This window comes from Marmoricola endophyticus, assembly GCF_014644415.1.
Lineage (GTDB): Bacteria > Actinomycetota > Actinomycetes > Propionibacteriales > Nocardioidaceae > Marmoricola > Marmoricola endophyticus.
Genome location: NZ_BMKQ01000001.1, coordinates 1,839,890 through 1,865,667, shown reverse-complemented (window position 1 = coordinate 1,865,667; position 25,778 = coordinate 1,839,890). Strand labels below are relative to the sequence as shown.

At 71.7% G+C, this 25,778-nt stretch carries 27 protein-coding genes; 14 read left to right on the top strand and 13 right to left on the bottom strand.

The window, feature by feature from the left end:
• The first annotated feature begins 30 nt into the window (after positions 1–30).
• Positions 31–1,101 (top strand): hypothetical protein, encoded by a 1,071-nt coding sequence (locus IEX42_RS09130; RefSeq protein ID WP_188779491.1) that lies wholly within the window; start codon positions 31–33, stop codon positions 1,099–1,101.
• A gap of 67 nt (positions 1,102–1,168) precedes the next feature.
• On the opposite strand, the gene IEX42_RS09125 is transcribed toward IEX42_RS09130, so the two are convergent.
• From IEX42_RS09125 to IEX42_RS09095, 7 genes are all read right to left on the bottom strand, one after another.
• Positions 1,169–2,143: a glycine betaine ABC transporter substrate-binding protein gene (locus IEX42_RS09125; RefSeq protein ID WP_188779490.1), complete on the bottom strand. Its 975-nt coding sequence runs from the start codon at positions 2,141–2,143 to the stop codon at positions 1,169–1,171.
• A 57-nt stretch (positions 2,144–2,200) separates the two neighbouring features.
• Positions 2,201–3,010, bottom strand: a complete 810-nt coding sequence (locus IEX42_RS09120; RefSeq protein WP_188779489.1) for an ABC transporter permease — start codon at positions 3,008–3,010, stop codon at positions 2,201–2,203.
• A complete protein-coding gene (locus IEX42_RS09115; protein ID WP_229660736.1) occupies positions 3,007–4,026 on the bottom strand; it encodes an ABC transporter ATP-binding protein in 1,020 nt (339 codons plus the stop codon). The genes IEX42_RS09120 and IEX42_RS09115 overlap by 4 nt, the downstream gene beginning before the upstream one ends.
• Positions 4,019–4,678, bottom strand: a complete 660-nt coding sequence (locus IEX42_RS09110) for an ABC transporter permease (RefSeq protein WP_188779488.1) — start codon at positions 4,676–4,678, stop codon at positions 4,019–4,021. Before IEX42_RS09110 ends, IEX42_RS09115 begins: the two co-directional genes overlap by 8 nt.
• A gap of 165 nt (positions 4,679–4,843) precedes the next feature.
• Positions 4,844–6,931: a choline BCCT transporter BetT gene (gene betT, locus IEX42_RS09105; RefSeq protein WP_188779487.1), complete on the bottom strand. Its 2,088-nt coding sequence runs from the start codon at positions 6,929–6,931 to the stop codon at positions 4,844–4,846.
• A gap of 42 nt (positions 6,932–6,973) precedes the next feature.
• Positions 6,974–8,692, bottom strand: a complete 1,719-nt coding sequence (gene betA / locus IEX42_RS09100; RefSeq protein WP_188779486.1) for a choline dehydrogenase — start codon at positions 8,690–8,692, stop codon at positions 6,974–6,976.
• 10 nt (positions 8,693–8,702) lie between these two features.
• Positions 8,703–10,172 carry an aldehyde dehydrogenase family protein gene (locus IEX42_RS09095; RefSeq protein WP_188779485.1) on the bottom strand — a complete coding sequence of 490 codons (1,470 nt, stop codon included), beginning with the start codon at positions 10,170–10,172 and terminating at the stop codon, positions 8,703–8,705.
• 86 nt (positions 10,173–10,258) lie between these two features.
• On the opposite strand from IEX42_RS09095, the gene purU reads away from it, so the two are divergent.
• The 4 genes from purU to IEX42_RS09075 all read left to right on the top strand — a co-directional run bounded on the left by purU (position 10,259) and on the right by IEX42_RS09075 (position 13,719).
• A complete protein-coding gene (gene purU / locus IEX42_RS09090; RefSeq protein ID WP_188779484.1) occupies positions 10,259–11,119 on the top strand; it encodes a formyltetrahydrofolate deformylase in 861 nt (286 codons plus the stop codon).
• Positions 11,120–11,259: 140 nt separating this feature from the next.
• On the top strand, positions 11,260–12,015 hold the full coding sequence (gene pcaH / locus IEX42_RS09085) for a protocatechuate 3,4-dioxygenase subunit beta (protein ID WP_188779483.1): 756 nt from the start codon (positions 11,260–11,262) through the stop codon (positions 12,013–12,015).
• Positions 12,008–12,544, top strand: coding sequence for a protocatechuate 3,4-dioxygenase subunit alpha (pcaG, locus tag IEX42_RS09080; protein ID WP_188779482.1), 537 nt, complete (start codon positions 12,008–12,010; stop codon positions 12,542–12,544). Before pcaH ends, pcaG begins: the two co-directional genes overlap by 8 nt.
• Entirely contained in the window at positions 12,541–13,719 is a 1,179-nt protein-coding gene (locus IEX42_RS09075; protein ID WP_188779481.1) for a 4-hydroxybenzoate 3-monooxygenase, read from the top strand. The genes pcaG and IEX42_RS09075 overlap by 4 nt, the downstream gene beginning before the upstream one ends.
• A 10-nt stretch (positions 13,720–13,729) precedes the next feature.
• Here IEX42_RS09075 and IEX42_RS09070 read toward each other — a convergent pair whose 3' ends face one another.
• Positions 13,730–14,413 carry a hypothetical protein gene (locus tag IEX42_RS09070; protein ID WP_188779480.1) on the bottom strand — a complete coding sequence of 228 codons (684 nt, stop codon included), beginning with the start codon at positions 14,411–14,413 and terminating at the stop codon, positions 13,730–13,732.
• A gap of 46 nt (positions 14,414–14,459) precedes the next feature.
• A complete protein-coding gene (locus tag IEX42_RS09065; RefSeq protein WP_188779479.1) occupies positions 14,460–15,632 on the bottom strand; it encodes an aminotransferase class I/II-fold pyridoxal phosphate-dependent enzyme in 1,173 nt (390 codons plus the stop codon).
• 184 nt (positions 15,633–15,816) lie between these two features.
• Here IEX42_RS09065 and pyrE point away from each other — a divergent pair, with 184 nt between their 5' ends.
• Positions 15,817–16,344 (top strand): orotate phosphoribosyltransferase, encoded by a 528-nt coding sequence (gene pyrE, locus IEX42_RS09060; RefSeq protein ID WP_188779478.1) that lies wholly within the window; start codon positions 15,817–15,819, stop codon positions 16,342–16,344.
• Positions 16,345–16,446: 102 nt separating this feature from the next.
• Here pyrE and IEX42_RS09055 read toward each other — a convergent pair whose 3' ends face one another.
• Entirely contained in the window at positions 16,447–17,175 is a 729-nt protein-coding gene (locus IEX42_RS09055; protein ID WP_229660735.1) for a DedA family protein, read from the bottom strand.
• Between the two features lie 118 nt (positions 17,176–17,293).
• On the opposite strand from IEX42_RS09055, the gene IEX42_RS09050 reads away from it, so the two are divergent.
• Entirely contained in the window at positions 17,294–17,914 is a 621-nt protein-coding gene (locus IEX42_RS09050) for a TrmH family RNA methyltransferase (RefSeq protein ID WP_188781028.1), read from the top strand.
• Positions 17,915–18,068: 154 nt separating this feature from the next.
• On the opposite strand, the gene IEX42_RS09045 is transcribed toward IEX42_RS09050, so the two are convergent.
• Complete coding sequence (locus IEX42_RS09045) at positions 18,069–18,518, bottom strand: DUF2867 domain-containing protein (RefSeq protein ID WP_188779477.1); 450 nt, start codon at positions 18,516–18,518, stop codon at positions 18,069–18,071.
• Between the two features lie 23 nt (positions 18,519–18,541).
• Here IEX42_RS09045 and IEX42_RS09040 point away from each other — a divergent pair, with 23 nt between their 5' ends.
• Together IEX42_RS09040 and fbaA are read left to right on the top strand one after the other, a co-directional pair.
• Entirely contained in the window at positions 18,542–19,147 is a 606-nt protein-coding gene (locus IEX42_RS09040; protein WP_229660734.1) for a GrpB family protein, read from the top strand.
• Between the two features lie 67 nt (positions 19,148–19,214).
• Entirely contained in the window at positions 19,215–20,249 is a 1,035-nt protein-coding gene (fbaA, locus tag IEX42_RS09035) for a class II fructose-bisphosphate aldolase (RefSeq protein WP_188779476.1), read from the top strand.
• A 7-nt stretch (positions 20,250–20,256) separates the two neighbouring features.
• Here the strand turns inward: fbaA and IEX42_RS09030 are convergent, their stop codons facing one another.
• Positions 20,257–20,544, bottom strand: a complete 288-nt coding sequence (locus tag IEX42_RS09030) for a DUF3072 domain-containing protein (protein ID WP_188779475.1) — start codon at positions 20,542–20,544, stop codon at positions 20,257–20,259.
• Between the two features lie 71 nt (positions 20,545–20,615).
• Between IEX42_RS09030 and IEX42_RS09025 the strand changes: the two genes are divergently transcribed.
• The 5 genes from IEX42_RS09025 to IEX42_RS09005 all read left to right on the top strand — a co-directional run bounded on the left by IEX42_RS09025 (position 20,616) and on the right by IEX42_RS09005 (position 24,778).
• Positions 20,616–21,074, top strand: coding sequence for a DUF3151 domain-containing protein (locus tag IEX42_RS09025; protein WP_229660733.1), 459 nt, complete (start codon positions 20,616–20,618; stop codon positions 21,072–21,074).
• Entirely contained in the window at positions 21,071–21,988 is a 918-nt protein-coding gene (locus tag IEX42_RS09020) for a D-cysteine desulfhydrase family protein (protein ID WP_188779474.1), read from the top strand. The genes IEX42_RS09025 and IEX42_RS09020 overlap by 4 nt, the downstream gene beginning before the upstream one ends.
• Before the next feature lie 102 nt (positions 21,989–22,090).
• A complete protein-coding gene (locus IEX42_RS09015; RefSeq protein WP_188779473.1) occupies positions 22,091–22,372 on the top strand; it encodes a DUF3311 domain-containing protein in 282 nt (93 codons plus the stop codon).
• Entirely contained in the window at positions 22,369–24,042 is a 1,674-nt protein-coding gene (gene mctP / locus IEX42_RS09010; RefSeq protein WP_308422212.1) for a monocarboxylate uptake permease MctP, read from the top strand. Before IEX42_RS09015 ends, mctP begins: the two co-directional genes overlap by 4 nt.
• 22 nt (positions 24,043–24,064) lie before the next feature.
• A complete protein-coding gene (locus tag IEX42_RS09005; protein WP_188779472.1) occupies positions 24,065–24,778 on the top strand; it encodes an SDR family NAD(P)-dependent oxidoreductase in 714 nt (237 codons plus the stop codon).
• Positions 24,779–24,842: 64 nt separating this feature from the next.
• Here the strand turns inward: IEX42_RS09005 and IEX42_RS09000 are convergent, their stop codons facing one another.
• The gene (locus tag IEX42_RS09000) at positions 24,843–25,760 is read right to left on the bottom strand and encodes a diacylglycerol/lipid kinase family protein (RefSeq protein ID WP_229660732.1); all 918 of its coding nucleotides are present in this window, start codon (positions 25,758–25,760) and stop codon (positions 24,843–24,845) included.
• Positions 25,761–25,778: the final 18 nt, after the last annotated feature.

Below are 25,778 nucleotides of genomic sequence, written 5' to 3'. Positions count from 1 at the left end.
ATGGTTGCGGCGATCCGCGACAATGGCGCGGTGAGCGAGAAGCTGAAGCGCCCGCAGCAGGTGACGATGGCGGCGATCGTCGCTGGGACGGCGAGCCTGGTGATGCTGATCAGCATCGGCGACCGGCTCTCGCGGTGGAACTCCGTCGACCTGCGCGACGGGTTTGCGGACTTCCTCGCCCGGGACGACCTCGGTGAGCGCCTCGGCCTCTCGCTGGGGCAGGCGATGGGGCTGGCCCGGGTCGGCCTGTTCGTGGCCGCCGCGCTGGCCGCTGCGATCCTCGTCCTCGTCGTCTTCGCCGCCCGTCGCGACAAGGGCGCGCGCGTCGCCATGACCGTGCTCGCGGTGCCACTGATGCTGGTCGGGCTGCTGGTCGACGCGTTCCTGGCCGGCTTCGTGCTCGCCGGGGCCGTGCTGCTGTGGAGCGAGCCCGCCCGGGACTGGTACGCCGGGCGAGCGCCGCGCGAGCGGCCGACCCCGCCGACGGCACCGCCCCAGGGGCAGCAGCCGCCGAGTCCGTCGCCCTTCCAGGCCCCTCCGCCGAGCGCGCCTCCGTCCGCCCAGGGCGGGCCCGCGGCGTACGCCGGGACGTACGGCGCCCCGCCCGTGCCGCCGCAGGCCGTCCCCGCGCAGCCGCTCACCCGTCCCACCCAGGTCGTGATCGCCTGCGTGACCACCTGGGTGGTCTCCGGGCTGGTCGCGGTGTTCACGCTGGTCTCGCTGGTCAGCACGTTCGTGCCCGGCACTCGCGGCGAGGTCCGCGACCAGGTCGAGCAGGCGCTGGCCGACTCCGACCAGAAGCAGGCCATGGCGAGTGCCGGGATCACCGTCGACGAGCTGGTCACCGCGGCCCAGGTCGTGCTGGTGCTCGTGCTCCTGTGGGCGCTGGTCGCGGTGGTCCTGGCGGTGCTCGCCTTCGCCGGTCGGGGGTGGGCGCGGGTGACGCTGATCGTCTCCGCCTCGTGCGCGGCGCTGCTGGGGATCCTCGGCGCGCTGGGCGCCGTGCCGCTGATCCTGGTCAGCCTGGCCTGCGCCTTTGCGATCAGCCGGCTGATCAGCCGCCCGGCCGCGCAGTGGTACGCCGCCCCGAAGGGCCCCTGAGACGAAACGAGCCCGTGACCGACCGGCGCGGTCGGCCACGGGCTCGCCGGGGCTCAGCGTCTGAGGGCTACTTGATGAAGCCCTCCTTCTTCAAGAAGTCCTGGGCGACCTGGGCCGGGGGCAGACCCTCGGCGCTGACCTTCGTGTTGAGGTCCTGCATCACCTCGGTGGTGAGCTTCTCGGCCAGCGGCTTCATGACCTCCTGCACCTCCGGGTGCTCCTTGACGAAGTCTGCACGCTCCACGAGCACACCGTTGTAGAGCGGGAAGAACGTCTTGTCGTCGTCGAGCACCTGCAGCTTGAGGTTGCCGATCCGGCCGTCGGTGGTGAAGACCTCGCCGAAGTCGCACGCACCCTTCGCCGTCTGGGTGTAGACGACACCGGTGCCGAGGCTCTTCAGCGAGCCGCCGGTGATGCCGTACGCCTTCTTGAAGCCGGGGTAGCCGTCGGGCCGCGCGGCGAACTCCGACTCCACGCAGACCGTGGACTTCGGGTTCTTCGCGATGTACGCGGCCATGTCGGAGTCCGTCTTCACCCCGGTCTTCTTGGCGAAGTCCTCGGTCACGGCGAAGGCGTAGGTGTTGTTGAACGGCGCCGCCGGACCCCACACCAGGTTGTTCTTCGCGAGGTCCTCCTTGGCGGTGGCCTCGGTCTGCTTCGTCGAGTCCAGGATCGGCTTGTCGTGGCCGAGGTAGTTGATCCATCCCGTGCCGTTGTAGTCCCAGTAGACGTCGCTGCCGCCCCGGATCAGCTTCTCGCGCGCCTGCGTGCTGCCCTTGGTGTTGGTCTCGTCGACGGCGTCGGCGCCGGCCGCCTTCATCATGGCCAGCGTGAGCTGACCGAGCACGAGCTGCTCGTCGAACTCCTTGGAGCCGACCTTCACCGTGACGCCCTTGAGAGCGGTCGGGTCGACCGAGCCGGCCTCGACGTCGGAGGAGCCACCTCCCGAGCTCTCGTCGAGCGAGCCGCAGGCCGACAGGCCGGCGACGCTCAGCGTCGCGACGGCGAGTCCGGCGAGGACGTGCTTGCCTGGCTTGATCATCTTCTTGGTTCCCTTCGGTGGGTGGTGACGTGGTGCGGGGAGTGGGACCCGAGAGGGTCAGCGGATGCCACGCGGGGTCGAGGTGCGCTGGAGCAGGCCGGCCAGCCAGTCCATGGTCAGCGCGAGCAGCGCGATCATCACCGCGATGGTGAGCGTCGCGACCGGGCGGTTGGTCTTGATCGCGCTGAACAGCGGCAGCCCGAGCCCGCCGGCGTTGAGCGCGTAGCCGAGCGGAACGGTGCCGACCGCGAGGACCAGCGCCGTCCGTGCGCCGGCACCGATCACCGGCACCGCCAGCGGGAGCTCGACGCGCAGCAGGATCGCCAGCGGCGACATGCCCATCCCGCGGCACGCGTCGAGCACGCCGGGGTCGATGCCCTCGAGGCCGACGATCGTGTTGCGCAGCACCGAGAGCGCGGAGTACGCGGTGAGGATCCAGACCACGGCCCAGAAGCCGATCGCGTAGATCCCGACCAGGGCCAGCAGGCCGAGGCTGGGCGCCGACTGGCCGACGTTGCCGGCCGCCAGGACGAACGGCGCCAGCCAGCGGGTGCGGCGCCGCGTGACCAGGACGCCCAGGGGCACCGCGATCAGCATCACCAGCACGGCGATGGACAGGCTGATGTAGACGTGCTGGACGGTGTACTTCGTCAGCGTCTCGGTGTTCAGGATGTTGGACTCGATCGTGTCCAGCGACTGCTGGTGGACGTACACGAAGACGACCACGCCGACCAGCACGACGATCACGGGAACCACGAGGTCGGTCCAGGTGAGGACCGCCCTGCCCTCCCGGGTGCTCCGGCGGCTCATCTGCGCACCGGCCGCGCCCTTCGCGGAGTCGATGCTCGAGGCGGTGTCGAGGCTCATCGGGCCTCCACTGCGTCGGGGTCGCGGTGCGCCCGGGCGAGGATCGAGGCGACGTCGACGTGGCCTGCCGGGCGCCCGTCGCGGTGCACGCTCACCGACCGCAGGCCCTTGCCCACCATCAGGTCCAGCGCCGCGTGCAGCGAGGAGGACACGTCGACGCTGTCCGGGCCGTCCTCGCCGCCACCGCCGAGGTCGAGGGAGTCGACCCGCTCGAAGTGCAGCCGCTTGAGCGCCGCCCCCTCGCCAATGAAGCCGCGGACGAAGTCGTCGGCCGGGTTGGCCAGGATCGCCTCGGGGGTGTCGAACTGCGCGATGACCGAGCGCTGGCGGAGCACCGCGATCCGGTCGCCCAGCTTGAGGGCCTCGTCGAAGTCGTGGGTGACGAAGACGATCGTCTTCCCCAGCTGCTGCTGCAGTGAGAGGAACTCGTCCTGCAGCCGGCCGCGGGTGATCGGGTCGACGGCGCCGAACGGCTCGTCCATCAGCATGATCGGCGGGTCGGCGGCGAGCGCCCGGGCCACCCCGACGCGCTGCTGCTGACCGCCGGAGAGCTGGCGGGGGTAGCGGTTGCGGTACTGGCCCGGCTCGAGGCCGACGACCTCGAGCATCTCGTCGACCCGCTTGTCGATCCGCTTCTTGTCCCACTTCAGCAGCCGGGGCACCAGCGCCACGTTGGAGGCGATGCTCAGGTGCGGGATCAGGCCGATCTGCTGGATGACGTAGCCGATCCGGCGGCGCAGGGTGACGTCGTCGAGCCCGGCCACGTCCTCCCCGCCGATGGTGATCGTGCCCGAGGAGGGGCGGATCAGCCGGTTGATCATCCGCATGGTGGTGGTCTTGCCGCACCCGGACGGGCCGACGAAGGCCACCAGCTCCCCGGCGGGGATGTGCATGTCGATGGCCTCGACGGCCGGTGTGTCCTGACCGGGGTAGATCTTGGTGACCTGGGACAGCTCGATGGGGACGCCGGGCTGCGCGTCGGTCGCGGCGGATGCGGGCGGCTGGTTCTCAGGCACGGGACCCCCTGGGGGTGGTGAAGTAGCGGACGATCACGAAGAAGGCGTCGAAGACCAGGGCGACCAGGGCGACGAACACGATGCAGACGATGGCCTCGTTGCCGGTGTTGACCGACCCGAGGTTGTCCAGCGCCTCGAAGCCGTAGGTGCCGAGCCCGACGTCGACGACGAAGGCGCCGATGGCGAAGATGCCGACCGCCAGCTGGGCCGAGACGCGGATGCCGGCGAGGATCAGCGGCCAGGCGATGGGGAAGCGGATCTGCCACAGCATGCGCCACGGCCCGACCCCCATGCCGCGAGCGGCGTCGATGACGGCGGGGTCGGCGGACTGCAGGCCCACGATGCCGTTGCGGAGCACGGGCAGCAGGGCGTAGAGCACGACCGGCGGGTAGACGGCGCCGAACAGGCTCTGGCCGAAGACGGAGACCAGGAAGCCGAAGAGGGCGACCGCGGGGAGCGTGAACGCGATGGCCGCGGTGGAGATGGCGAAGTTGCCCCGGATGCCGGACTGGTAGGTGAGCACCGCGATCAGCAGGCCGATGACGACGGCACCGACGATGACGTAGGCCGAGAACTGGAAGTGCTGCTCGGTGCGCAGGATGATCTGGTCGCGGTAGGCGGACAGGTAGTCGAAGAAGGGCAGTCCGTTCACAGGCAACGCTTTCCATCGGGGGCAGGGATGGGTGTCGCTCGTGAGAACAACAGGGGCGAAGGTAACCCGGACGTGCGTCCGTCCGGGGCGGTATTGATCGGATCGTTACCCGGCCGGTGTACGTCGCGGGGGCGGTCGCCGGTCTTCTGACGCCGCCCGCCGCGCTCAGCCGGCCGGGCCGGAGTCGGCGACGCGGAGGAACGCCAGGTGCCGCTCGTACTGGTCGAGGACGTCGTCGATCAGCTGGGTGTGGGTGTAGCCCATCACGTCGTAGCCCTGTCCGCCGTCGAGCAGGAAGACCTCGAGCCGCGAGTAGACGTCGCCGGCGTGCGACACCCGACCCGAGTAGACCGGCACGGGTGCCTCCCGGTGCTGAACCCGGTAGACGAACGACCGCTCGACGTCGGAGCTGACCAGCTCGACGAAGGGCTCACCGTCCTCGTCGACGCCTCGGCGCACCTCGGCCCCGGTGTCGTGGGTGGACAGCTCGGAGCGGACCTCCGACAGCGCCGGCTCGACGACCTCGGCGAGGAAGGAGTCGGCCTTCTCGCGGGAGGGGAAGCTCAGCACCCGGCGCAGCCGGGACTGCCACGGGATGCGACCGCCGGACCCGGCCGGGGCGCCGCTGCGTCCCGACAGGACGCCGGGCATGACGCTGTCGCGCGACTCGGCGATCTGGACCTCGACCGAGAGCGCGCGGTGCAGCCCCCACATCACCCCGATCATCACGAACGCGAAGGGCAGCCCGACGATGATGGTGGCGTACTGGAGCGCGAAGATTCCGCCCGCAGCAAGGATGGCCAGGGTCAGGGCGCCGGTCGCCGCGGCCCAGAAGATCCGCAGCCCGGGCCGGGCGTCGGAGTCGGCGCTGGGCAGCCGCGAGGACAGGTTCGCCATCACCAGGGCGCCGGAGTCGGCCGAGGTCACGTAGAACAGCAGGCCGACGACGATCGCGAGGCCGGCGACGAAGGTGAAGGCGGGGTACTCCTGCAGGAGCGCCCACAGGCCCTGGTCGGGGCCGCCGGAGGAGGACACGACCTTGCCGAAGTCGACGTTGCCGTCGCGGCGGATCTCCTCCAGCGCGGCGTTGCCGAAGATCGAGACCCACATGATGATGTACGACAGCGGGATCAGCAGCGTGCCGGCCACGAACTGCTTGATCGTGCGCCCGCGCGAGATGCGCGCGAGGAACAGCCCGACGAAGGCGGCCCAGGCGATCCACCAGGCCCAGAAGAACAGCGTCCAGGTGCTCATCCAGTCGCTGATCCCGGAGCTGCCCGAGTAGGCGAAGGTCTGCATCGTCATGTCCGGGAAGAGCCGGACGTAGTCGCCGACGTTGAGCACGAGGGAGTTCAGCAGGTCCGCCGTGCGCCCGGTGACCAGGACGTACACGGCGAGCACGATGGCCAGCAGCACGTTGGCCTGGGAGATCACCTTGATGCCCCTGTCCACGCCGCTGACCGCGGACAGGGTGGCGATGACGACGGCGAGGACGATCAGCGCGGCCTGTGCGGCGAGGCCGTTGGGGATGCCGAAGATGAGGTTGAGCCCGACGTTGAGGCTGACCACCCCGATGCCCAGCGAGGTCGCGACGCCGAAGATCGTGCCGAGCACGGTCGCGGTGTCGACGGCGTGCCCGACCGGTCCGTCGACTTTCTTCCCGATCAGCGGGTAGAGAGCCGAGCGCACCGCCAGCGGCAGGTTCATCCGGTAGGCGAAGTACGCCAGCGCCATCCCCATCAGGGAGTACAGCCCCCACCCCGAGAGGCCGTAGTGGAACAGCGTCCACGCCGGGCCCTCGCGGGCGGCGTCGACCGTGCCGCCCTGCCCGGTCGGGGGCGTGAGGTACTGCGTCACGGGCTCGTAGACGGCGTAGAACATCAGGTCGGTGCCGATGCCGGCGGCGAAGAGCATCGCCGCCCAGGCGCCGGTGCTGAACTGCGGCCGGGAGTGCTCGGGCCCCAGCCGGATCCGCCCGAACTTCGAGACCGCCAGGTAGATCACGAAGACGAGGACGACGGTGGTCAGGGTGATGTAGTACCAGCCGAACCACGTGGTCACCCAGCCCACGACGGAGCCGAGGACCGACTCGGCGTTGTCGGGTGCGACGACGCACCACAGGGCGACCGCCACGGTGATGCTCGCGCTGGTGAGGAACACCGGGCGGTTGACCAGGGGGCGGGTGACGCCCTCGGGTCCGCGGTCGTCCGGTCCGTCGGTGAGGACGTCCGGGCCGGTCTCGAGATCGGTCATCGTCTTCGCTCCCGTCGTTGTTCAGCTGTGGTGCGTCGGCCCTCAGGCAGGCGGCGCGTCGTTGCGCGGGTCGCCCTCGGGCCAGAGTGGGCGCTCGCCCCGGTGGGTGTAGTAAGCCACGTCCGCCGGCGGGAGGGGAGTGTTGCCGGCGATCAGGTCGGCCGCCTTCTCGGCGACCATCATCGTCGGGGCGTAGATGTTGCCGTTGGTGACGTACGGGAACACCGACGCGTCGACGACCCGCAGGCCCTCCATGCCGTGCACCCGCATCGAGGTGGGGTCGGTGACGGCCATCTCGTCGCTGTCCGGGCCCATCTTGGCGGTGCAGGAGGGGTGCAGCGCGGTCTCGGCGTCCTTGCGGACCCACTCGAGGATCTGCTCGTCGGTCTCCACCGCGGCGCCCGGCGACAGCTCGCCGTCGTTGTACGGCGCGAACGCCGGCTGGTTGAGGATGTCGCGGGCCACGCGCACCGCCTCGACCCACTCGCGCTTGTCGTTGGGCGTCGAGAGGTAGTTGAACTGCATCGAGGGGTGGACCTTCGGGTCGCGCGACCTGATCCGGACCCAGCCGCGGGTGTCGGCGTACATCGGTCCGATGTGCACCTGGTAGCCGTGGCCCTCGGTGGGCGAGCTGCCGTCGTAGCGGATGGCGATCGGCAGGAAGTGGAACATCAGGTTCGGGTAGTCGACGTCGTCGTTGCTGCGCGCGAAGCCGCCGCCCTCGAAGTGGTTGGTCGCGCCGAGGCCCTTGCGCTGGAACAGCCACTGGAAGCCGACCTTGGGCCGCTGGCTCCAGCGCAGCCCGGGCGCGATGGAGACCGGCTGCTTCGAGGCGTACTGGATGTAGACCTCGAGGTGGTCCTGCAGGTTCTCCCCGACGCCGGGCAGGTGGTGCACGAGGGGTACGTCGTACGTCGAGAGCAGCGAGCGGTCCCCGATGCCGGAGAGCTGGAGCAGCTGCGGGGTCGCGATCGCGCCGCCGCAGAGGATCACCTCGCCGGCCCGGACCGTTCGACGCACGCGGCCGGCGCGGACGTAGTCGACGCCGACGGCGCGGTTGCCCTCGGTGAGCACCTTGGTGACCCGGGCGAGGGTCTCGATGGTGAGGTTCGACCGCTTCTCCACCGGGTGGAGGTAGGCGCGCGCGGCCGACCAGCGCCGTCCCCGCTTCACGTTGCGGTCGAAGCGCGCGAAGCCCTCCTGTCGGTAGCCGTTGACGTCGTCGGTCAGCGGGTAGCCCGCCTCCTGCGCAGCGGCGAAGAACGCGTCGAACAGCGGGTTCTCGGCCTTGCCCCGCTCGAGGTGCAGCGGGCCGTCGCCGCCGCGCCAGTCGTCGGCGCCGTTGGACCCGTCGGCGAGGTGCAGCGCCTCCATCCGCTTGAAGTACGGCAGGCAGTGCAGGTAGTCCCAGGTCTCCATGCCGGGGTCGGCCGCCCAGCGCTGGTAGTCCATCGGGTTGCCCCGCTGGAAGATCATCCCGTTGATCGAGCTGGACCCGCCGAGGACCTTGCCGCGCGCGTGGAAGACCTTCCGGCCGCCCATGAACGGCTCGGGGTCGGTCTCGTAGCGCCAGTCGTAGAGCCGGCTGCCGATCGGGAACGGCAGCGCCGCCGGCATGTGGATGAACGGGTCGAGGATCGTGTCGGAGCGACCGGCCTCGAGCACGAGCACGCTCGTCCCCGCGTCGGCGGAGAGCCGGTTGGCGATCGCGGCGCCGGCGGAGCCGCCGCCGACGACGACGTAGTCGTACTGCTTGTCCACGATGAGTCTCCTAACCCTGGAACCAGTGCTGCGGCTCGGGGGCGATGTTGTGCCAGATGTGCTTGGTCTCGCGGTACTCCTCCAGCCCGGCGAGACCGAGCTCGCGGCCGGTGCCGGACTGCTTGTAGCCGCCCCACTCGGCCTGGGCGACGTACGGGTGGAAGTCGTTGATCCAGACCGTCCCCATCCGCAGCCGCTGCGCCACGCGCTGGCCCTTGCCGGCGTCCTGGGTCCACACCGCGCCGGCCAGGCCGTAGATCGAGTCGTTGGCGATCCGCACCGCCTCGTCCTCGTCGCGGAAGGTCTCCACGGTGAGCACCGGCCCGAACGACTCCTCTTGAGTGACGCTCATGTCGCTGGTGCAGCCGTCGAGGATCGTGGGCAGGTAGTAGAACCCGTCGTCGTACGACGCCCCCTGCGGCCGAGCGCCGCCGCACCGCAGCGTCGCTCCCTCGGCGATCCCGGCGGCAACGTACGCCTCCACCTTGTCGCGGTGCGCGGCGCTGGTCAGCGGTCCGGTCTCGGCCGACTCGTCGAAGGGGCCTCCGATGCGGATCCGCTGCGCACGCTCGACGAGGTCGGCGACGAAGCGGTCGTGGATCGACTCCTCGACCACCAGCCGCGCCCCGGCGGAGCAGACCTGGCCGGAGTGCAGGAACACCGCGGTGAGGGCGAAGTCGAGCGCGGTCTCGTAGTCGGCGTCGGCGAACACGACGTTGGGGTTCTTGCCGCCCAGCTCGAGCGCGACCTTCTTCACGGTGCCGGCGGCCGCGGCCATCAGCTGCTTGCCGACCTTCAGGCTGCCGGTGAAGGACACCAGGTCGACGCGTGGGTCCTCACCCAGCGCCGCGCCGGCCTCGGGGCCGGTGCCGAGGACGAGGTTGCCGACCCCGGCCGGCAGCCCGGCCTCCTCGAGGACGCGCATCAGCAGGATCGAGGTGTGCGGGGTGATCTCGCTGGGCTTGAGGACGAAGGTGTTGCCGGCGGCCAGGCAGGGCGCGACCTTCCACGAGGTCTGCAGCAGCGGGTAGTTCCACGGGCTGATCAGCCCGCAGACGCCCAGCGGCTCGTGGACGACGCGGCTGACCACACCCGGGTTGCCGGTGTCGACGACCCGGCCCGCGTCGGCGTCGGCGATCCGGCCGAAGTGCCGGAAGACGGTGACGACGTCGTCGACGTCGTACTCGCCCTCGACGAGGCGTTTGCCGGTGTCCAGCGCCTCGGCGCGGGCGAGCTCCGCCTTGTCCCGCTCGAGCAGGTCGGCGACCCGCAGCAGCAGCGCCCCGCGCTCGGAGGCGGGGACGGCCGCCCAGGTGCCGTCGTCGAAGGTGCGCCGTGCCGCGGCGATCGCCGCGTCGGTGTCGGCCGGACCGGACTCGTCGACCGTGCCGACGAGGGCGCCGTCCGCGGGGCAGTGGATCTCGCGGGTACGACCCTCTGCCGCGGCCACCCACTGCCCGTCGATGTAGTTCGTCGGCACCGGCGCCCACCTCCCGTACGTCTGTGTCAGTCGCTGATCCTGCCAGCGCCGGACGCTCGTGAGCCAACTGTGACCACAATGGCCGGGTGAGCAGCGCCGCCCGGGACCTCGTGCTCACCCTCGTCTGCCCGGACCGGCCCGGGATCGTGCACGACGTCTCCGGCTCCCTGGTCGCCCAGGGCGGCAACATCGTCGAGAGCCAGCAGCTCAGCGACCCCGAGACCGGGCTGTTCTTCCTGCGCGTCGCGGTGTCTGTGGCCGAGCCGCGCGAGGTGTCCGTGGTCCGTGCGGCGCTCGAGCCGGTGGTGCGTCGTCACCGGATGACCGTCTCGCTGCGGGCCGCGGCGACCCGGTGCCGGGTGCTGGTGCTGGTGTCGAGGCAGCTGCACTGCCTCAACGACCTGCTCTTCCGCGCCTCGACCGGATCGCTGCCGGTCGAGGTGGCCGGGGTCGCCTCGAACCACCCCGACGCCGCGCGGCTGTGCGCGTCCTACGACGTCGGGTTCCACCACGTGCCCGTCCCGCCGGACGGCAAGGCCGAGGCCGAGGCCGCGCTGGTCCGGCTCGTCGACGAGCTCGGCGTCGACCTGGTCGTGCTGGCGCGCTACATGCAGGTGCTCTCCGACGGCCTGTGCCGCCGACTGGAGGGGCGGGTGATCAACATCCACCACTCCTTCCTGCCCAGCTTCAAGGGCGCGAAGCCCTACCACCAGGCGTACGAGCGCGGCGTGAAGCTGGTCGGTGCGACGGCGCACTACGTGACCGCCGACCTGGACGAGGGGCCGATCATCGAGCAGGACGTGGTGCGCGTGGACCACTCGTACACCCAGGCCGACCTGGTCGCCGCCGGCCGCGACGTCGAGGCCCAGGTGCTCGCCCGTGCGGTCCGCTGGCACGCCGACTCCCGCGTCCTCCTCAACGGCGGCCGGACCGTCGTCCTGCGCTGACCACCGCTCCCGTCGCTCGGGACGTCATACGAGGTGGTCGCCCTGACAGTCAGGTCGTATGACGTCGTGGCCGATGAGGCTTTCGTTGGGCGGAAGCTGCGCCATCGTGAGCGAGGAGGCGCAGTCGTAGCGTCGGCTCTGTGACCGCGACCACTCCCGCCCTCGACTCCCAGGCACAGGTCAGCGAGGAGATCGCCACCCTCGACGGTGCGGCCGGCAGGCAGCCGCGGCTGGACTACCCGGCGTACCGCTCCTCCGTGCTGCGCCACCCGACGAAGGACCCCGAGCCGGCCGACCCGGAGGCGGCCGAGCTGCTCGGGCCGGTCTTCGGGCACTCCGACGTCGGTCCGATGGAGGCCGACCTGACCATCCAGGCGGGAGGCGAGCCCGTCGGCGAGCGGACGGTCGTCACCGGGCGGGTGCTCGACGGCGAGGGCCGGCCCGTCCGCCGCCAGCTCGTCGAGATCTGGCAGGCCAACGCCGGCGGTCGGTACGCCCACCAGCGCGACCAGCACCCCGCGGCGCTCGACCCGCACTTCACCGGGGTCGGTCGCTGCCTGACCGACGACGAGGGGACCTACCGGTTCACCACGATCAAGCCGGGCCCGTACCCGTGGCGCAACCACCGCAACGCCTGGCGCCCGGCCCACATCCACTTCTCGATGTTCGGTCGTGAGTTCACCCAGCGGCTGATCACGCAGATGTACTTCCCCGGCGACCCGCTGTTCGCGCTGGACCCGATCTACCAGTCGGTCACCGACCCGGCCGCCCGCGCGCGGCTGGTGGCGTCGTACGACCACGACGTGACCACGCACGAGTGGGCCACCGGCTACCGCTGGGACATCGTGCTCACGGGCTCGCACGCGACGCCGCTCGAGGAGGACGACCGTGCCTGAGCCGCTGCCGCCCACGCCCGGCCAGACCGTCGGCCCGTTCTTCGGCTACGCCCTGCCGTACGACGACGACCACCGCCTGGTGCCGCCCGCCACCCCAGGAGCGGTACGCCTGCACGGGTGGGTGCTCGACGGCGCGGGCGAACCGGTGCCCGACGCGCTGCTCGAGATCCGTCAGGCGGACGCCGCCGGGCGGGTGCCGCAGGTCGAGGGCGCGCTGCGACGCGACGGGTCGGTGTTCACCGGCTGGGGTCGCTGCGCGACCGATCCCGGAGGGCACTACTCCTTCACCACCGTCGAACCCGGACCGGTCGACGGGAGGGCGCCGGTGCTCGCGGTCGCGGTCTTCGCGCGCGGCCTGCTCGACGTGCTGTTCACGCGGATCTACCTGCCCGGGGCGCAGGACCCCTTCCTCGACGGGCTGGCGCCCGACCGCCGCGCCACGCTGCTCGCCGAGCGCGAGGAGGACGGGTCGCTGCGGTTCGACGTACGCCTCCAGGGGCCCGACGAGACCGTCTTCCTGACCCGATGAGCGAGCGGACCCAGGTCGGCATCCTCGGCGCCGGGCCCGCCGGGCTGCTGCTCTCCCACCTGCTGCACCGCGCGGGCATCGAGTCCGTCGTGGTCGACACCCGCACGCGGGAGGAGATCGAGCAGACCCACCGCGCGGGGATCCTCGAGCAGGGCAGTGTCGACGTGCTCGTCGAGTCCGGCGTCTCCGACCGCGTGCTGCGCGAGGGACGCGTGCACGAGGGGATCGACCTGCGCTTCGGCGGGACCAGCCACCGGATCGACTTCGCAGGACTGGTCGGCGCGACGACGACGCTCTACCCGCAGACCGAGGTGTTCGTCGACCTCGCCGACGCCCGCGAGCGCGACGGCGGCGACGTGCGCTTCGGGGTGCGCGAGGGCCGGGTCGCCGATGTGACGGGCGACCGGCCGGTGCTGTCGTACGTCGACGGTGCAGGTACGGCGCACACGGTCGGGTGCGACGTGGTCGTCGGCGCCGACGGCTCCCGCAGCGAGACCCGACGGGCGATCCCCGGCCTGCGGCGCTACTCGCGGGAGTACCCGTTCGCCTGGTTCGGGATCCTCACCGAGGCCCCGCCGAGCGCCGAGGAGCTGATCTACGCGCGCTCGCCGCACGGCTTCGCGCTGATCTCCCAGCGCACCGACGACCTGCAGCGGATGTACTTCCAGTGCGACGCCGACGAGGACCCGAGCGCCTGGTCCGACGACCGGATCTGGTCCGAGCTGCAGGCGCGGGTCGCGGGCGACGACGGCCTCGAGCTGCGGCAGGGGCCGATCGTCGAGCGCACCGTCCTGCCGTTCCGGTCCACCGTCTCCGAGCCGATGCGGCACGGCAGCCTCCTGCTGGCTGGCGACGCCGCGCACACCGTCCCGCCGACCGGCGCGAAGGGCCTCAACCTCGCCCTGGCCGACGTCCGCGTGCTCGCCGAGGTGCTGGAGCGTGCCCTCGGACCCGCCGGTCGCGACGCTCTCGACGACTACACGCCCCGCGCCCTGGGCCGGGTGTGGAAGGCCCAGCACTTCTCGTACTGGATGACCACGATGCTGCACACCGCGCCGCAGGACACCGACTTCGACGAGCGGCGTCGGCTGGGGGAGCTGGCCATGGTCACCGGCTCGACGGCCGGCTCGACGTATCTCGCCGAGGCGTACACCGGCTGGCCGGGCCTGCGGTGACGACGACTGCTCAGTAGGTCGTCGACACGTACAGGTTCTGCAGGAACTGCTCGATCTGATCGATGTTGGCTTTCCACTGGTTCTTGCCGCAGGCTGCGAAGAGCTGGAGCGCGAAGTCGCCGGAGATGTAGCCCATCGCATAGGTGTGGATGGTCGAACCGAAAGTCTGCTCGAGCGTGGCCACCTTCACCTTGCCCCTCAGCGCGCCGTCGTTGACGATCTGCGGCTGCAGGAAGGTGCCGCGCTTGGTGCTGGTGGCGGCGGGGAAGGAGGAGGCCTTCGCGAACTTCTGCGCGAACCTCGCCGCGGCGTCGGCCGAGGTCTCCTTCGAGGTGCCCACGCCTGCGGGCTGCTCGGTGGCGACGATGCACGCCGACCGGCCGATCTGCCATTGCTCGCTGCCTTGCGGCGTGGAGATCGTGCGCCAGCTCGACGGGACCTCGGCGTGACGCCAGACCAGGTCCTTCGCCGGCGCATCGACGAGGATCTTGGCCTGCAGGCGCCGCTGCTCCGCGCGCGAGACGGTCGGGGACGCGACGGGCTCGGTCGGGCTCGCCGACGGCGAGGCTGCCCGGCTCGCCCCTGATCGGTCAGCAGCGGGCGTGCTGCCCGAACTGCCGCACCCGACGAGAGCGAGTGCTGTGGCCGGTACGGCGAGCAGCGTGGTGAGGGTTCTCCCGAGAGCGAGATTCACTACAGGACCATAACTGACAAATCGCTGGCACCAGGCTGATCCGGGCTTATGCCGACAGGTCGGTCCCGGCCAGCCGCTCGAGCGCCTCCTCGAGCACGGGTCGCCGCTTGCAGAACGCCCAGCGCACCTTGTGCCGGCCCTCGCCGGCGCGGTGCTCCTCGCCGTAGAACACCGGGCACGGGATGACCACGACGCCCGCGCGCTCGACCAGGGCGTCGGCGAACGCGACGGCGTCGGGCCAGCCGAGGTCGGCGACGTCGCTCATCACGAAGTACGTCCCCTGCGGGTCGTTCGCGTCCAGCCCGAGTGAGCGCAGCCCGCCGACCAGCAGGTCGCGCTTGGCCTCGAGCTCGGCGGCGAGGGTGCCGGTCCAGGCGACCCGCTCGTCGAGGGCGTACGCCGCGGCCGGCTGCAGCGGTGCGCCGGAGGTGTAGGTCAGCCAGTTCTTCGCCGACTCCACCGCGGCCACGAGCGCGGCCGGCCCGGTCGCCCAGCCGACCTTCCACCCGGTCAGGGAGAACGACTTCCCGATGCTGGAGATGGTCAGCGTCCGCTCGGCCATCCCGGGCAGCGTCGAGATCGGGACGTGCTCGGCGCCGGTGAACGTCAGGTGCTCGTACACCTCGTCGGTCACCACCGTCAGGTCGTGCTCGAGCGCCAGGGCCGCGATCTGCTCCAGCTCGGTGCGGGTGAGGACGGTCCCGGTCGGGTTGTGCGGGGAGTTCAGCAGCAGCAGGCGGGTGCGCGGGGTGATCGCCGCAGCCAGCTCCGCGGGGTCGGGTCGGTACGACGGTCCGCGCAGCGGCACCCCACGACGTACGCCTCCGGCCATCGCGACCATCGCGGCGTACGAGTCGTAGTACGGCTCGAGGGTCAGCACCTCGTCGCCCGGCTCGACCAGCCCGAGGATCGCCGCCGCGACCGCCTCCGTGGCGCCCGTGGTGGCCACGACCTGCTCGGGCGCCAGGTCGATGCCGTAGTGCGCGCGCTGGTGGGCGCGCACCGCCGCGACCAGCTCGGGGGTGCCGCGGCCCGGGGCGTACTGGTTGCGCCCCTCGTGCATCGCTTGCGCGGCCCGCTCGATCACGTCGCTCGGCCCGTCCTCGTCGGGGAACCCCTGCCCGAGGTTGACCGACCCGGTCGCCACCGCGAGCTTCGAGCGCTCGGCGAAGATCGTGGTCTCGAAGCCGGTCAGCCGGGCTGCGTGCGCGCGTGCCATGCCCGCCAACCTAGGGCGTCCAGCGGACGCGTGACCTGCTGCACGACGCCCGGCACGCACGCTGGCAGCGTTGCGGTCGCTCGACGGGCACCGGCCCGCCTTCACGTCCGCGCCTCGCCACCGCACGCACCGGACGCCGCTCGCGACGGCCACGCGTTCCGCGGCACGCCCTAGGGTTCGTCGCATGAGCGACCCCACCCTGGCCCGCGACATCGACGCCTGCTGCCGGTTGACCGGCGAGTTCACGCTGCGCTCGGGGCAGACCTCGCACGAGTACTTCGACAAGTACCTCTTCGAGTCCGACCCGGCGCTCCTCGCCCGGGTCGCCGACGCGATGGTCGACCTCGTGCCCGAGGGCACCGAGCTGCTCGGTGGGCTCGAGATGGGGGGCATCCCGATCGCCACGACGCTGGCCGCGCGGGTCGGGCTGCCGGCGCTGTTCGTACGCAAGAGGGCCAAGGAGTACGGCACCTGCAAGCTCGCGGAGGGGCCGTCCGTCGAGGGCCGCCGGATCACGCTGGTCGAGGACGTCGTCACCACCGGCGGTGCCGTCCGCGACGCGACGAACGCGCTGCGCGAGGCCGGCGCGGTCGTCGAGACCGTCGTCTGCGCGATCGACCGCAGCCCGGCCGGGGAGAACCCGCTGGCGGACGTACGGCTCGAGGTGCGCCCGGTGCTCACCAGGGCCGACCTGGCCTCCGCCCGCGCCTGAACCCCGAAACGTCGCGTAGACGCGACGTCTCGGGGTGAGGCGGCGCGTAGACGCGACGTCTCGCGGTGAGGCGGCGCGTACACGCGACGTCTCGCGGTGGGGTCAGCGCGCCTCGGCGCTGCTCGGCTCCTCGGCGGGAGCGGGCTCACTGTCGTCGTCGCCGTGCGTGGCCTTGTGCCGGATCGCCTCGATGATCAGGGGAACGACGGTGAACAGGGCGATCGCGATCATCGCGTAGTCGAGGTTCTCGCCGATCCAGGAGACCTGGCCGAGGAAGAAGCCGAGCAGGGTGATCGAGACGACCCAGGCGACGGCGCCGACCGCGCTCCAGACGAAGAACCGACGACGCTGCATCTGCGTGATGCCGGCGACGAGGGTGATGTAGGTGCGGACGAACGGCACGAACCGGCCGATCACCAGCGCCTTGTTGCCGTGCCGCTCGAAGAAGTACCGCGTGTTGTCGAGGTACTTCCGCTTGAGGATGCGTCCGTCGTGGCGGTACAGCGGCGGGCCGAGCTTGCGCCCGATCTCGTAGCCCGCGACGTTGCCGAGGAAGCCGGCAACCATCAGCAGCACCATCGCGCTGATCAGCTCGACCAGGTGCGACTCGACGCCGAACACGTGGATCTGGTCGCCGGCGATGAACAGCCCGAGCGCGAACAGCAGCGTGTCACCGGGCAGGAACGGGAAGAACAGTCCGCACTCCACGAAGACGATCGCCAGGCTGAACCAGATCAGTGCGCCGCCGAACGTGTCGAGCAGGTAGTCCGGCTCCATCCAGGAGATCCCCAGCAGCAGCGGGGTGAGCACGACGGTGAACGGAGCAGCCACCCCCCAAGGGTAGGCGAGTCGGCCCAGCGTGGCGCGGTCATAGCCTGCGGTCGTGACCGAACGCACGCCCGGCGACCGCGAGGAGCCCGCCGCCGAGGAGAGCGCGCCGTACGACCCGATGCCGCACGGCCCTCCGGAGGTCGGGGTCGGACCGTGGGTCGGGGCGTGGCCGACGGACGAGCGGTACGACGAGCGCCTGCTCCGTGAGGGCGACCGCCGCAACGTGGTCGACCGCTACCGGTACTGGACGCTCGAGGCGATCGTGGCCGACCTGGACACCCGCCGGCACGACTTCCACGTGGCCATCGAGAACTGGCAGCACGACTTCAACATCGGCACCGTGGTGCGGACCGCCAACGCGTTCCTCGCCGCCGAGGTGCACATCGTCGGCAACCGCCGCTGGAACCGGCGCGGCGCCATGGTCACCGACCGCTATCAGCACCTGCGCCACCACCGTGACGCCGCGGCGCTGGCGTCGTACCTCGCGGAGCGTGGGGTCGCCCTGTGGGGGATCGACAACCTCCCCGGCTCGGTCCCGCTGGAGACCGCCGCGCTGCCCCGCTCGGTCTGCCTGCTGCTGGGCCAGGAGGGGCCGGGACTCTCCCCGCAGGCCCGCGACGCGTGCGAGGCGACGTTCTCGATCGCGCAGTTCGGGTCGACGCGGTCGATCAACGCCTCCGCCGCCGCGGCGGTCGCCATGCATGCCTGGATCCGGACGTACGCCGACCTGCCCGGCTGAGGTGGGTGCGCCCCTCACGGTGAGTGGTCTCGACGTCCTCCCTCGCTGCGCTCGGTTCGGGCTCGACCACCGTGGGTGGTCGAGCAGCGAGCGCCAGCGAGCGCGTCGAGACCCGGTGAGGTGCTCACGGACGGTGAGCGGGCAGCGGGCCGACCTACCCGATCAGCTCGCGCCTGGTGCGGGAGTGGAGCAGCTGGATCAGCACCTCCCGCGCGGGGAGGTCGGCGAGCAGGTAGCCGACCCCGAGCGGGCCGCCGGGGTGGAAGCTCACCTCCTGGCGGAAGCGGGTGCCGCCCTTCTCGGGCGTCAGCTCGCACCCGATCCGTACGCTGCCAGGCGCCTTGACCCGGGCGACCATCAGCAGGCAGCCGTCCTCGGCGTGCTCGACGGTCCAGAAGCCGGCGCGGTCCCCGGTGGTGAGGACGCCGTCGGGCGGCCGGACCAGCGGCTCGCCGCCGAGGAGCCGGTCGAGGGTGGCGCGGAACATCAGCGGAAGGGCGTCGAGGTACCAGTGCGCGCCCGGCCCGCCGGCCACCAGCCGTCCCCACGCGAGGTCCGGCGAGACGTCGAGGCTCGAGGCCCGCGCGCTCGTGAAGACGTCCACGCGCTCGAGGCTAGCCTCGGGCTGTGCCCAGCCGAGCCGACATCGTCGCCTTCCCCGCCATCGCCGTCCCTGAGGGTGAGTCGCCGTGGGTGAGAGGGCAGGAGACGCAGGAGACCCCCGTCGTCGTGACGTACGACGACGCCTGGCCCGGTGAGTTCGACCGGCTGGCCGCGCGCCTCGACGCCGCGCTCGGTCCACGGGTCCTGCTGCTTCAGCACGTGGGGTCCACCTCGGTGCCGGGACTGGCCGCGAAGCCGATCATCGACGCCGACCTCGTGGTCGCCGACCCCGAGGCCGAGCCGGGCTACCTCCCGGCGCTGGAGGCCCTCGGCTTCGAGCTGCGGGTGCGCGAGCCGTGGTGGTTCGGCCACCGCTGCCTGCGTGGGCAGGACCCGCGCAGCAACCTGCACGTGTTCGGCCCCGAGTCGCCGGAGCCGTGGAAGCACCGGGTCTTCCGCGACCACCTGCGCCGCGACACCGAGGACCGCGACCGCTACGCCGCGCTCAAGCGGGAGGCTGCCGACGACTCGGCCGCGGCGGGGGAGTCGACGATGGCCTACAACGCCCGCAAGGAGCGCCTGATCCACGAGATCTACGCTCGTGCGTTCGCCGCCGCCGGACTGACCTGAGACCGACCGGCCGGTAGCCACTAGGCTCGAATCCGCAGACGCACCCGACCTCGCAGGAGCCACCCGCATGCCGCTCGCCACGCCCGAGACGTACGCCCAGATGCTCGACAACGCCAAGGAGAAGGGCTTCGCCTACCCGGCGATCAACGTCTCCTCCTCGCAGACCCTCAACGCCGCCCTGGCCGGCTTCGCCGAGGCCGGCTCGGACGGGATCCTGCAGGTCTCCACCGGTGGTGCGGAGTACTTCTCCGGCCCGACGATCAAGAACATGGTCACCGGGGCGTCGGCGTTCGCGGCGTACGCCGCCGAGGTGGCGAAGTCGTACCCCGTCAACGTCGCGCTGCACACCGACCACTGCCCCAAGGACAAGCTCGACGGCTTCGTGCGCCCGCTGCTCGACATCTCCGTCGAGCGGGTGCGCAACGGGCAGCTGCCGCTGTTCCAGTCGCACATGTGGGACGGCTCGGCCGTGCCGCTGGAGGAGAACCTCCAGATCGCCCAGGAGCTGCTCGAGAAGGCGGCCGCCGCGCACATCGTGCTCGAGGTGGAGATCGGCGTCGTCGGCGGCGAGGAGGACGGCGTCGAGGGCGGGGCGGGCGACAAGCTCTACTCGACGCCCGAGGACGCGATCGCCACCATCGAGGCGCTCGGTGCCGGCGACAAGGGGCGCTACCTGACCGCGCTCACCTTCGGCAACGTGCACGGCGTCTACAAGCCCGGCAACGTCAAGCTGCGTCCGGAGATCTTGAAGAAGGCCCAGGAGGTCGCCGCCGAGAAGCTCGGCCAGGGCCCTGACGGGCGCCCCTTCGACCTGGTCTTCCACGGCGGCTCGGGTTCCAGCGCGGAGGACATCGCCGCGGCGGTGTCGTACGGCGTGATCAAGATGAACGTCGACACCGACACGCAGTACGCCTTCACCCGCCCGGTCGCGGGCCACATGTTCGACAACTACGACGGCGTGCTGAAGATCGACGGCGAGGTGGGCGACAAGAAGGCCTACGACCCGCGTGCCTGGGGCAAGGCCGCCGAGGCCGGGATGGCCGCGCGCGTCGTCGAGGCGTGCGAGCACCTGTCCTCCAGCGGGCACACGCTCGGCGCCTGAGCCGGGCTCAGCCGCTCTCGCGACCCGTCGAGCCCTGCAGCCGGTCGATCTCCTCCGAGGCCTCGGCCTTGGTGAGGTCGCCGCGCAGGGTCTCGCCGGCGTCGCGCGCCAGCGTGTCGAGGTACGACTTCTGCGCGCCGGTCATCGGCTCGTCGCCGGTGACCCACTGCTCGGGGTCCTTCTCGGTGGTGCCGGTGCCCTGCTCGGCCTGGGAGGTCGCGCCGATCGCGTCGGTGTCCTCGGGGCTGGTGTGCCGGTCGTCGGCGGGGACGTCGCTCGAATCTGTGTTCGACATGTCGGCCACCGTACGACACCTCTCCGACACCGCCCAAGACCCTGCGAGGTGGGGTGTGGACAATCGTTGACGTGAGCACCTCCGCCCCGCCTCCCGAGCGCCCCGACCTGTCCCACCCGAGCCAGCCCGACCTGCTGTCCGGGCCGCCGGCGACCCTGCTGCCCGAGGACCCTGCCGCCGCCGAGCTGGCCGGCGGGGCCGTGGCGACCGACGTCGTACGCCGCCACCCGGAGTCGCCGGTCGCCTGGGCGACGCTCGCCGAGGCGGCCCTCGCCGACGAGGCGGTCGACGACGTGACCGCGTACGCCTACGCCCGCGTCGGCTACCACCGCTCGCTGGACCAGCTGCGCCGCAACGGCTGGAAGGGGCACGGCCCCGTCCCGTGGTCGCACGGGCCGAACCGCGGGTTCCTCCGTGCGCTGGCCGCGCTGACGCTCGCCGCGGGTCGCATCGGCGAGGCGCCCGAGGAGGCGCGCTGCCGGCAGTTCCTGCGCGACTCCAGCGCCGAGGCGGCCGACGCGCTGCTGTGACCGACCGTCTGCTGCTCGGTACCTGGCCGACACCGCTCGAGCCGCTGCCGCGGCTCGCGGCGCACCTCGGCACGGAGCCCGACGCACTGCTGCTCAAGCGCGACGACCTGACCGGCCTCGGCGCCGGCGGCAACAAGGTCCGCAAGCTCGAGCCGCTGCTGGCCGAGGCGACCGCGCAGGGCGCGGACCTGCTGGTCACCTCCGGTGCGGCGCAGAGCAACCACGCCCGGATCACCGCGGCCGCCGCAGCCCGCCTCGGCCTGGACTGCGTGCTCGTGCTGTGGGGCGACCCGCCCGCCGAGGCGCGCGGCAACCTGCTGCTGGACGCGCTCGCCGGCGCGGAGCTCGTCTGGGTGGGCGACGGCGACACCGAGGCGGTCGTCGCGCAGGTCGCCGCCGAGCGCCGGACCGCCGGACGGAGCCCGTACGTCGTCCCGTACGGCGGCTCGAGCCCGCTCTCCGCGACCGGGTACGTCCGCTGCGCCGAGGAGCTGCAGGCGCAGGTCCCCGACCTCGACCTGGTCGTCACCGCCGTCGGCTCCGGCGGCACGATGGCCGGGCTGGTCGCCGGCCTCGGTGCCGACCGCGTGCTGGGCGTCGACACGGGTGCCGTGCCGGACGCGGCCGCCGCGGTGGAGGGGCTCCTCGCCGGGATGGGTGTCGCGCACGGCGCGCTGCGCATCGACGGCGACCGGGTCGGCGACGGCTACTCGACCGTGGGCGACGAGGTCCGCTCCGCGCTGCGGCTCGTCGCGCGCACCGAGGGCGTGTTCCTCGACCCGATCTACACCGGCCGCGCCGCCGCGGGGCTGGTGGCCGCCCTGAACGGCCCGGACGGCGTGCCCGGTCGCCGGGTCGTGCTCCTCCACTCCGGCGGCCTGCCCGGCCTCCTTGCCCGCGACGACGTGCTGTAGGGGTCTCGACATGCTCGACCGCCGTGGCGGCGGTCCGCGGTCTCCGAAAGCAGTGGCCGGGCACAATACCCGGCCCGTCCAAAGCGTTGTAACCTCCGCCACATGAGCACCACGCCCCCGGGAGCCGACAGCCCCGGCTCCGACAGCCCGCCCGTGCCGCGCACCGACCGGACCAAGATGGTCCTCGCCGGGATCTGCCTGCTGATCCCCATCGTGGCGCTGATGTGGGTGCCGTCGTACGCCAAGGACGACCCGGAGCTGTGGGGCTTCCCGTTCTTCTTCTGGTACCAGTTCCTCTGGGTGTTCCTGTGCTCCGGGCTCACCTGGACGGCGTACAAGCTGACGCTGGCCGCGCGCCGCGCGCCGAAGGGTGGCGCGCGATGACGCCGCTGGTGACCGACTCCTCGATCAACGGCGTCGCCCTCGCTGTCCTCGTCGTGCTGTTCCTGCTGGTGGCCGTCGCCGGCTTCATGGCCGCGCGGTTCAAGCGGGCCGACTCGCTGGACTCCCTCGACGAGTGGGGTCTGGGCGGGCGCAAGTTCGGCACCTGGATCACCTGGTTCCTGCTCGGTGGTGACCTCTACACGGCGTACACGTTCGTCGCCGTGCCCGCCGCGATGTTCGCCACCGGCGCCGTCGCGGGGTTCTTCGCCGTGCCGTACACGATCGTGCTCTACCCGATCATCTTCGTCTTCATGGCCCGGCTGTGGTCGGTCAGCCACCGCCACGGCTACGTCACCACCGCGGACTTCGTCCGGGGCCGGTACGACGACCGTGGCCTCAGCCTGGCCGTCGCCGTGACCGGCTTCGTGGCGACGATGCCCTACATCGCGCTGCAGCTCGTCGGGATCCAGGCGGTGCTCGAGGTGGCCGGGATCGGCGGCGGCGACAACTGGTTCGCCAAGGACGCGCCGCTGTTCGTGGCCTTCGCGGTGCTCGCGGCGTACACGTACACCTCGGGCCTGCGCGCGCCGGCGGTGATCGCGTTCGTCAAGGACATCCTCATCTACCTGGTCATCATCGTGGCCGTGATCTACCTGCCCTCGCAGGTCGGCGGCTGGCACGAGATCTTCGGTGCGGCCAAGGAGAAGATGGACTCGGTCAACCAGGCGACCGGCAAGCCGACGGGCGCGTTCCTCCCCGGCGAGGGTCAGGGCTGGGCGTACGCCACCCTCGGCCTCGGCTCGGCGCTCGCGCTGTTCATGTACCCCCACTCGGTGACGGCGAGCCTGTCCTCCTCGAGCCGGAACACGATCCGGCGCAACGCCGCGATCCTGCCGGCGTACTCCTTCGTGCTGGGGCTGCTCGCGCTGCTCGGCTGGGTGGCCATCGCGGCCAAGACCGACGTGACCGGCCTGGACGGGAACCCCAACCCGCAGCTGGTGGTCCCGCAGCTGTTCGAGGACTTCTTCCCCGACTGGTTCGCCGGCGTCGCGTTCGCCGCGATCGCGATCGGGGCGCTCGTTCCCGCCGCGATCATGTCGATCGCCGCGGCCAACACCTTCTCCCGCAACATCTACAAGGAGTGGCTGAACAAGAAGGCGACGCCGAAGCAGGAGGCCCAGGTCTCCAAGGTCGTCTCGCTGCTGGTCAAGGCGTTCGCGCTGGTCTTCGTGCTCACCCTGGACAAGGCCAACGCGATCAACTTCCAGCTGCTCGGCGGGATCTGGATCCTGCAGATCTTCCCGGCCGTCGTGTTCAGCCTCTACACCCGCTGGTTCCACCGGTGGGCGCTGCTGGCGGGCTGGGCCGTCGGGATGGTGTACGGCACCGTGAAGGCGTACCAGGTGATCAACCCGGCCACCGGCAAGCACTTCGGCGGCTCGCTGGCCGAGATCCCCGGGCTGGGCGACATGGGCTACATCGCGATGACGGCCTTCGCCCTCAACCTGGTCGTCACCGTCGTCCTCAGTCTCGTGCTCAACGCCGCCAAGGTCGGCAACGGCAGGGACCGCACCCGGCCGGGTGACTACTACGCCGACGCCGACGACCCGCGGGTGGCCGCCGACCTGAGTGACGACCCCGCCGACCCGACGAGGCCGGACCCGGTCTGAGGCCGACGGGCAGACTGGGGTCATGGACCTGGGACTGACGGGCAGGGTGGCGCTGGTCGCCGGCGGCACGGGACTGATCGGCCGTGCCGTCGCGGCGGCGCTGGTCGCCGAGGGCGCGACCGTCGTGATCGGCGCGCGCGACGAGCTCCGGCTGGCCGAGGTCGCCGAGGGCCTCGGTGTCGGGACCGTCGTGCTCGACACGACGGAACCCGGCTCGGTCGACGCGGCCGTGCTCAGCGTCCGTGAGTCGTACGGCCCGGTCGAGGTCCTGGTCAACACCGCGGCTCCGCCGGCCGACACCCTCGACCCCGACCGGGCGAACGACCCCGAGCAGGTGCTGCAGGCGACCTCGGACAAGGCGATGGGCTACCTGCGGATGACCAACGCGGTCCTGCCCGGGATGCGTACCGCAGGGTGGGGACGCGTCGTCCAGCTCGGTGGGATGCACAGCTACCTGACGGCCTCGGCGACCGCTGCGACCCGCAACGCCGCCGTGGTCACGACGGCGACGGCCCTCGCCGACGGCCTCGCCGGGACCGGGGTCACCGTCAACGTCGTCCACCCCGGCCCCGTCGTCGAGGAGCCCTCGGGCGAGGTGGCGACCGGGATGACCGGGGACTCCACGCCCGCGCAGGTCGCGGCCCTCGTGGTGTTCCTGTGCTCCGAGGCCGCGGGCGCGATCTCCGCGGAGTCGGTCACCGTGGGGCACAAGCAGCGCGGCCTCATCGCCTGGTGAGCGAGTCGTGTGCTCAGGTGGTCGCCACAGCGACCGCTCGGGCACACGAGGCGCACCGAACGCCTCAGCGCGGCGGCAGCACCATCGAGTACGCCGCCTTCTCCACCCTCCAGGCGCGGTGCCGCTCGGGACCGTAGACCTCGCCGTCGGCCGAGCACCAGAACGGCTCGCCCGAGATCGTGACCCGGCTCCCGGTCCGGTGCAGCACGTCGTCGCGCTCGGTCTGGCGGGTACGGAGCAGGTCGGTGACGTACCCGAACCGCGCCAGCGGGCCCGTGGCGAGCGAGAGCACGATGTCCACCACCCCGTCCTCGGTGGTCGCGTCGGGGTTGACCTCCGCGCCGCCGCCCACGGTCGAGCCGTTGCCCACGGCCACCATGAGGACGTGCCGGTCCACGTCGCACAGCACGTCGCCGTCGACCTCGACCCGGAGCCGGACGAACGGCGGCCGCACCGCGGCCAGCACCACGCCGATCGGGTAGCCGAGCTTGCCGAGGTTGACGCGGCCGACGCCGACCCGGCCGAGACGGTGCTTCCAGCGCGCGCCTCGGCGGCTGGCCTGCGCGCTGGCGCCGGCGTGCACGTTGTTGACCACCACCTCGCCGACCTCGTCGACCAGCAGGTCGACGGGTCGTACGTCGCCGACGAGGACCAGTCGGGCGGCCTCGGCCGGGTCGAGCGGGATCTGGTTGCCGCGGGCGAAGTCGTTGCCGGTACCCATCGGGAGCAGCGCCAGCGTCGAGCGGCCGAGGTCGTGGCGGCGGTGCAGCGCGGCGACCACCGCGTGCAGGCTGCCGTCGCCGCCGGCGACCACGATCGTCCGGCTGGCGGCCCGGTGCAGCACGCCGTCGAGGTCCCCCGGCGAGCTCGTACGGGCCACCTCGACGTCGGTCTCGGCGCGCAGGACGGCCAGGGCCTGCTCCAGCGCCTCCCGCTCGGCCGACCCGGCGCCGGCGTTGGCGATCAGCAGCAGCGGGTCCACGCGGGCGAACCTACCGAC

What these genes read in the sequence shown, in the direction of transcription:
- betT (WP_188779487.1), bottom strand. Translation starts at nt 6,931, where the DNA reads ATGACCGATCTCGAGACCGGCCCGGACGTCCTCACCGACGGACCGGAC.
- IEX42_RS09065 (WP_188779479.1), bottom strand. Translation starts at nt 15,632, where the DNA reads ATGGCACGCGCGCACGCAGCCCGGCTGACCGGCTTCGAGACCACGATC.
- IEX42_RS09120 (WP_188779489.1), bottom strand. Translation starts at nt 3,010, where the DNA reads ATGAGCCTCGACACCGCCTCGAGCATCGACTCCGCGAAGGGCGCGGCC.
- IEX42_RS09030 (WP_188779475.1), bottom strand. Translation starts at nt 20,544, where the DNA reads ATGTCGAACACAGATTCGAGCGACGTCCCCGCCGACGACCGGCACACC.
- pyrE (WP_188779478.1), top strand. Translation starts at nt 15,817, where the DNA reads ATGAGCGACCCCACCCTGGCCCGCGACATCGACGCCTGCTGCCGGTTG.
- IEX42_RS09015 (WP_188779473.1), top strand. Translation starts at nt 22,091, where the DNA reads ATGAGCACCACGCCCCCGGGAGCCGACAGCCCCGGCTCCGACAGCCCG.
- IEX42_RS09005 (WP_188779472.1), top strand. Translation starts at nt 24,065, where the DNA reads ATGGACCTGGGACTGACGGGCAGGGTGGCGCTGGTCGCCGGCGGCACG.
- IEX42_RS09050 (WP_188781028.1), top strand. Translation starts at nt 17,294, where the DNA reads ATGCCGCACGGCCCTCCGGAGGTCGGGGTCGGACCGTGGGTCGGGGCG.
- fbaA (WP_188779476.1), top strand. Translation starts at nt 19,215, where the DNA reads ATGCCGCTCGCCACGCCCGAGACGTACGCCCAGATGCTCGACAACGCC.
- mctP (WP_308422212.1), top strand. Translation starts at nt 22,369, where the DNA reads ATGACGCCGCTGGTGACCGACTCCTCGATCAACGGCGTCGCCCTCGCT.
- IEX42_RS09075 (WP_188779481.1), top strand. Translation starts at nt 12,541, where the DNA reads ATGAGCGAGCGGACCCAGGTCGGCATCCTCGGCGCCGGGCCCGCCGGG.
- IEX42_RS09125 (WP_188779490.1), bottom strand. Translation starts at nt 2,143, where the DNA reads ATGATCAAGCCAGGCAAGCACGTCCTCGCCGGACTCGCCGTCGCGACG.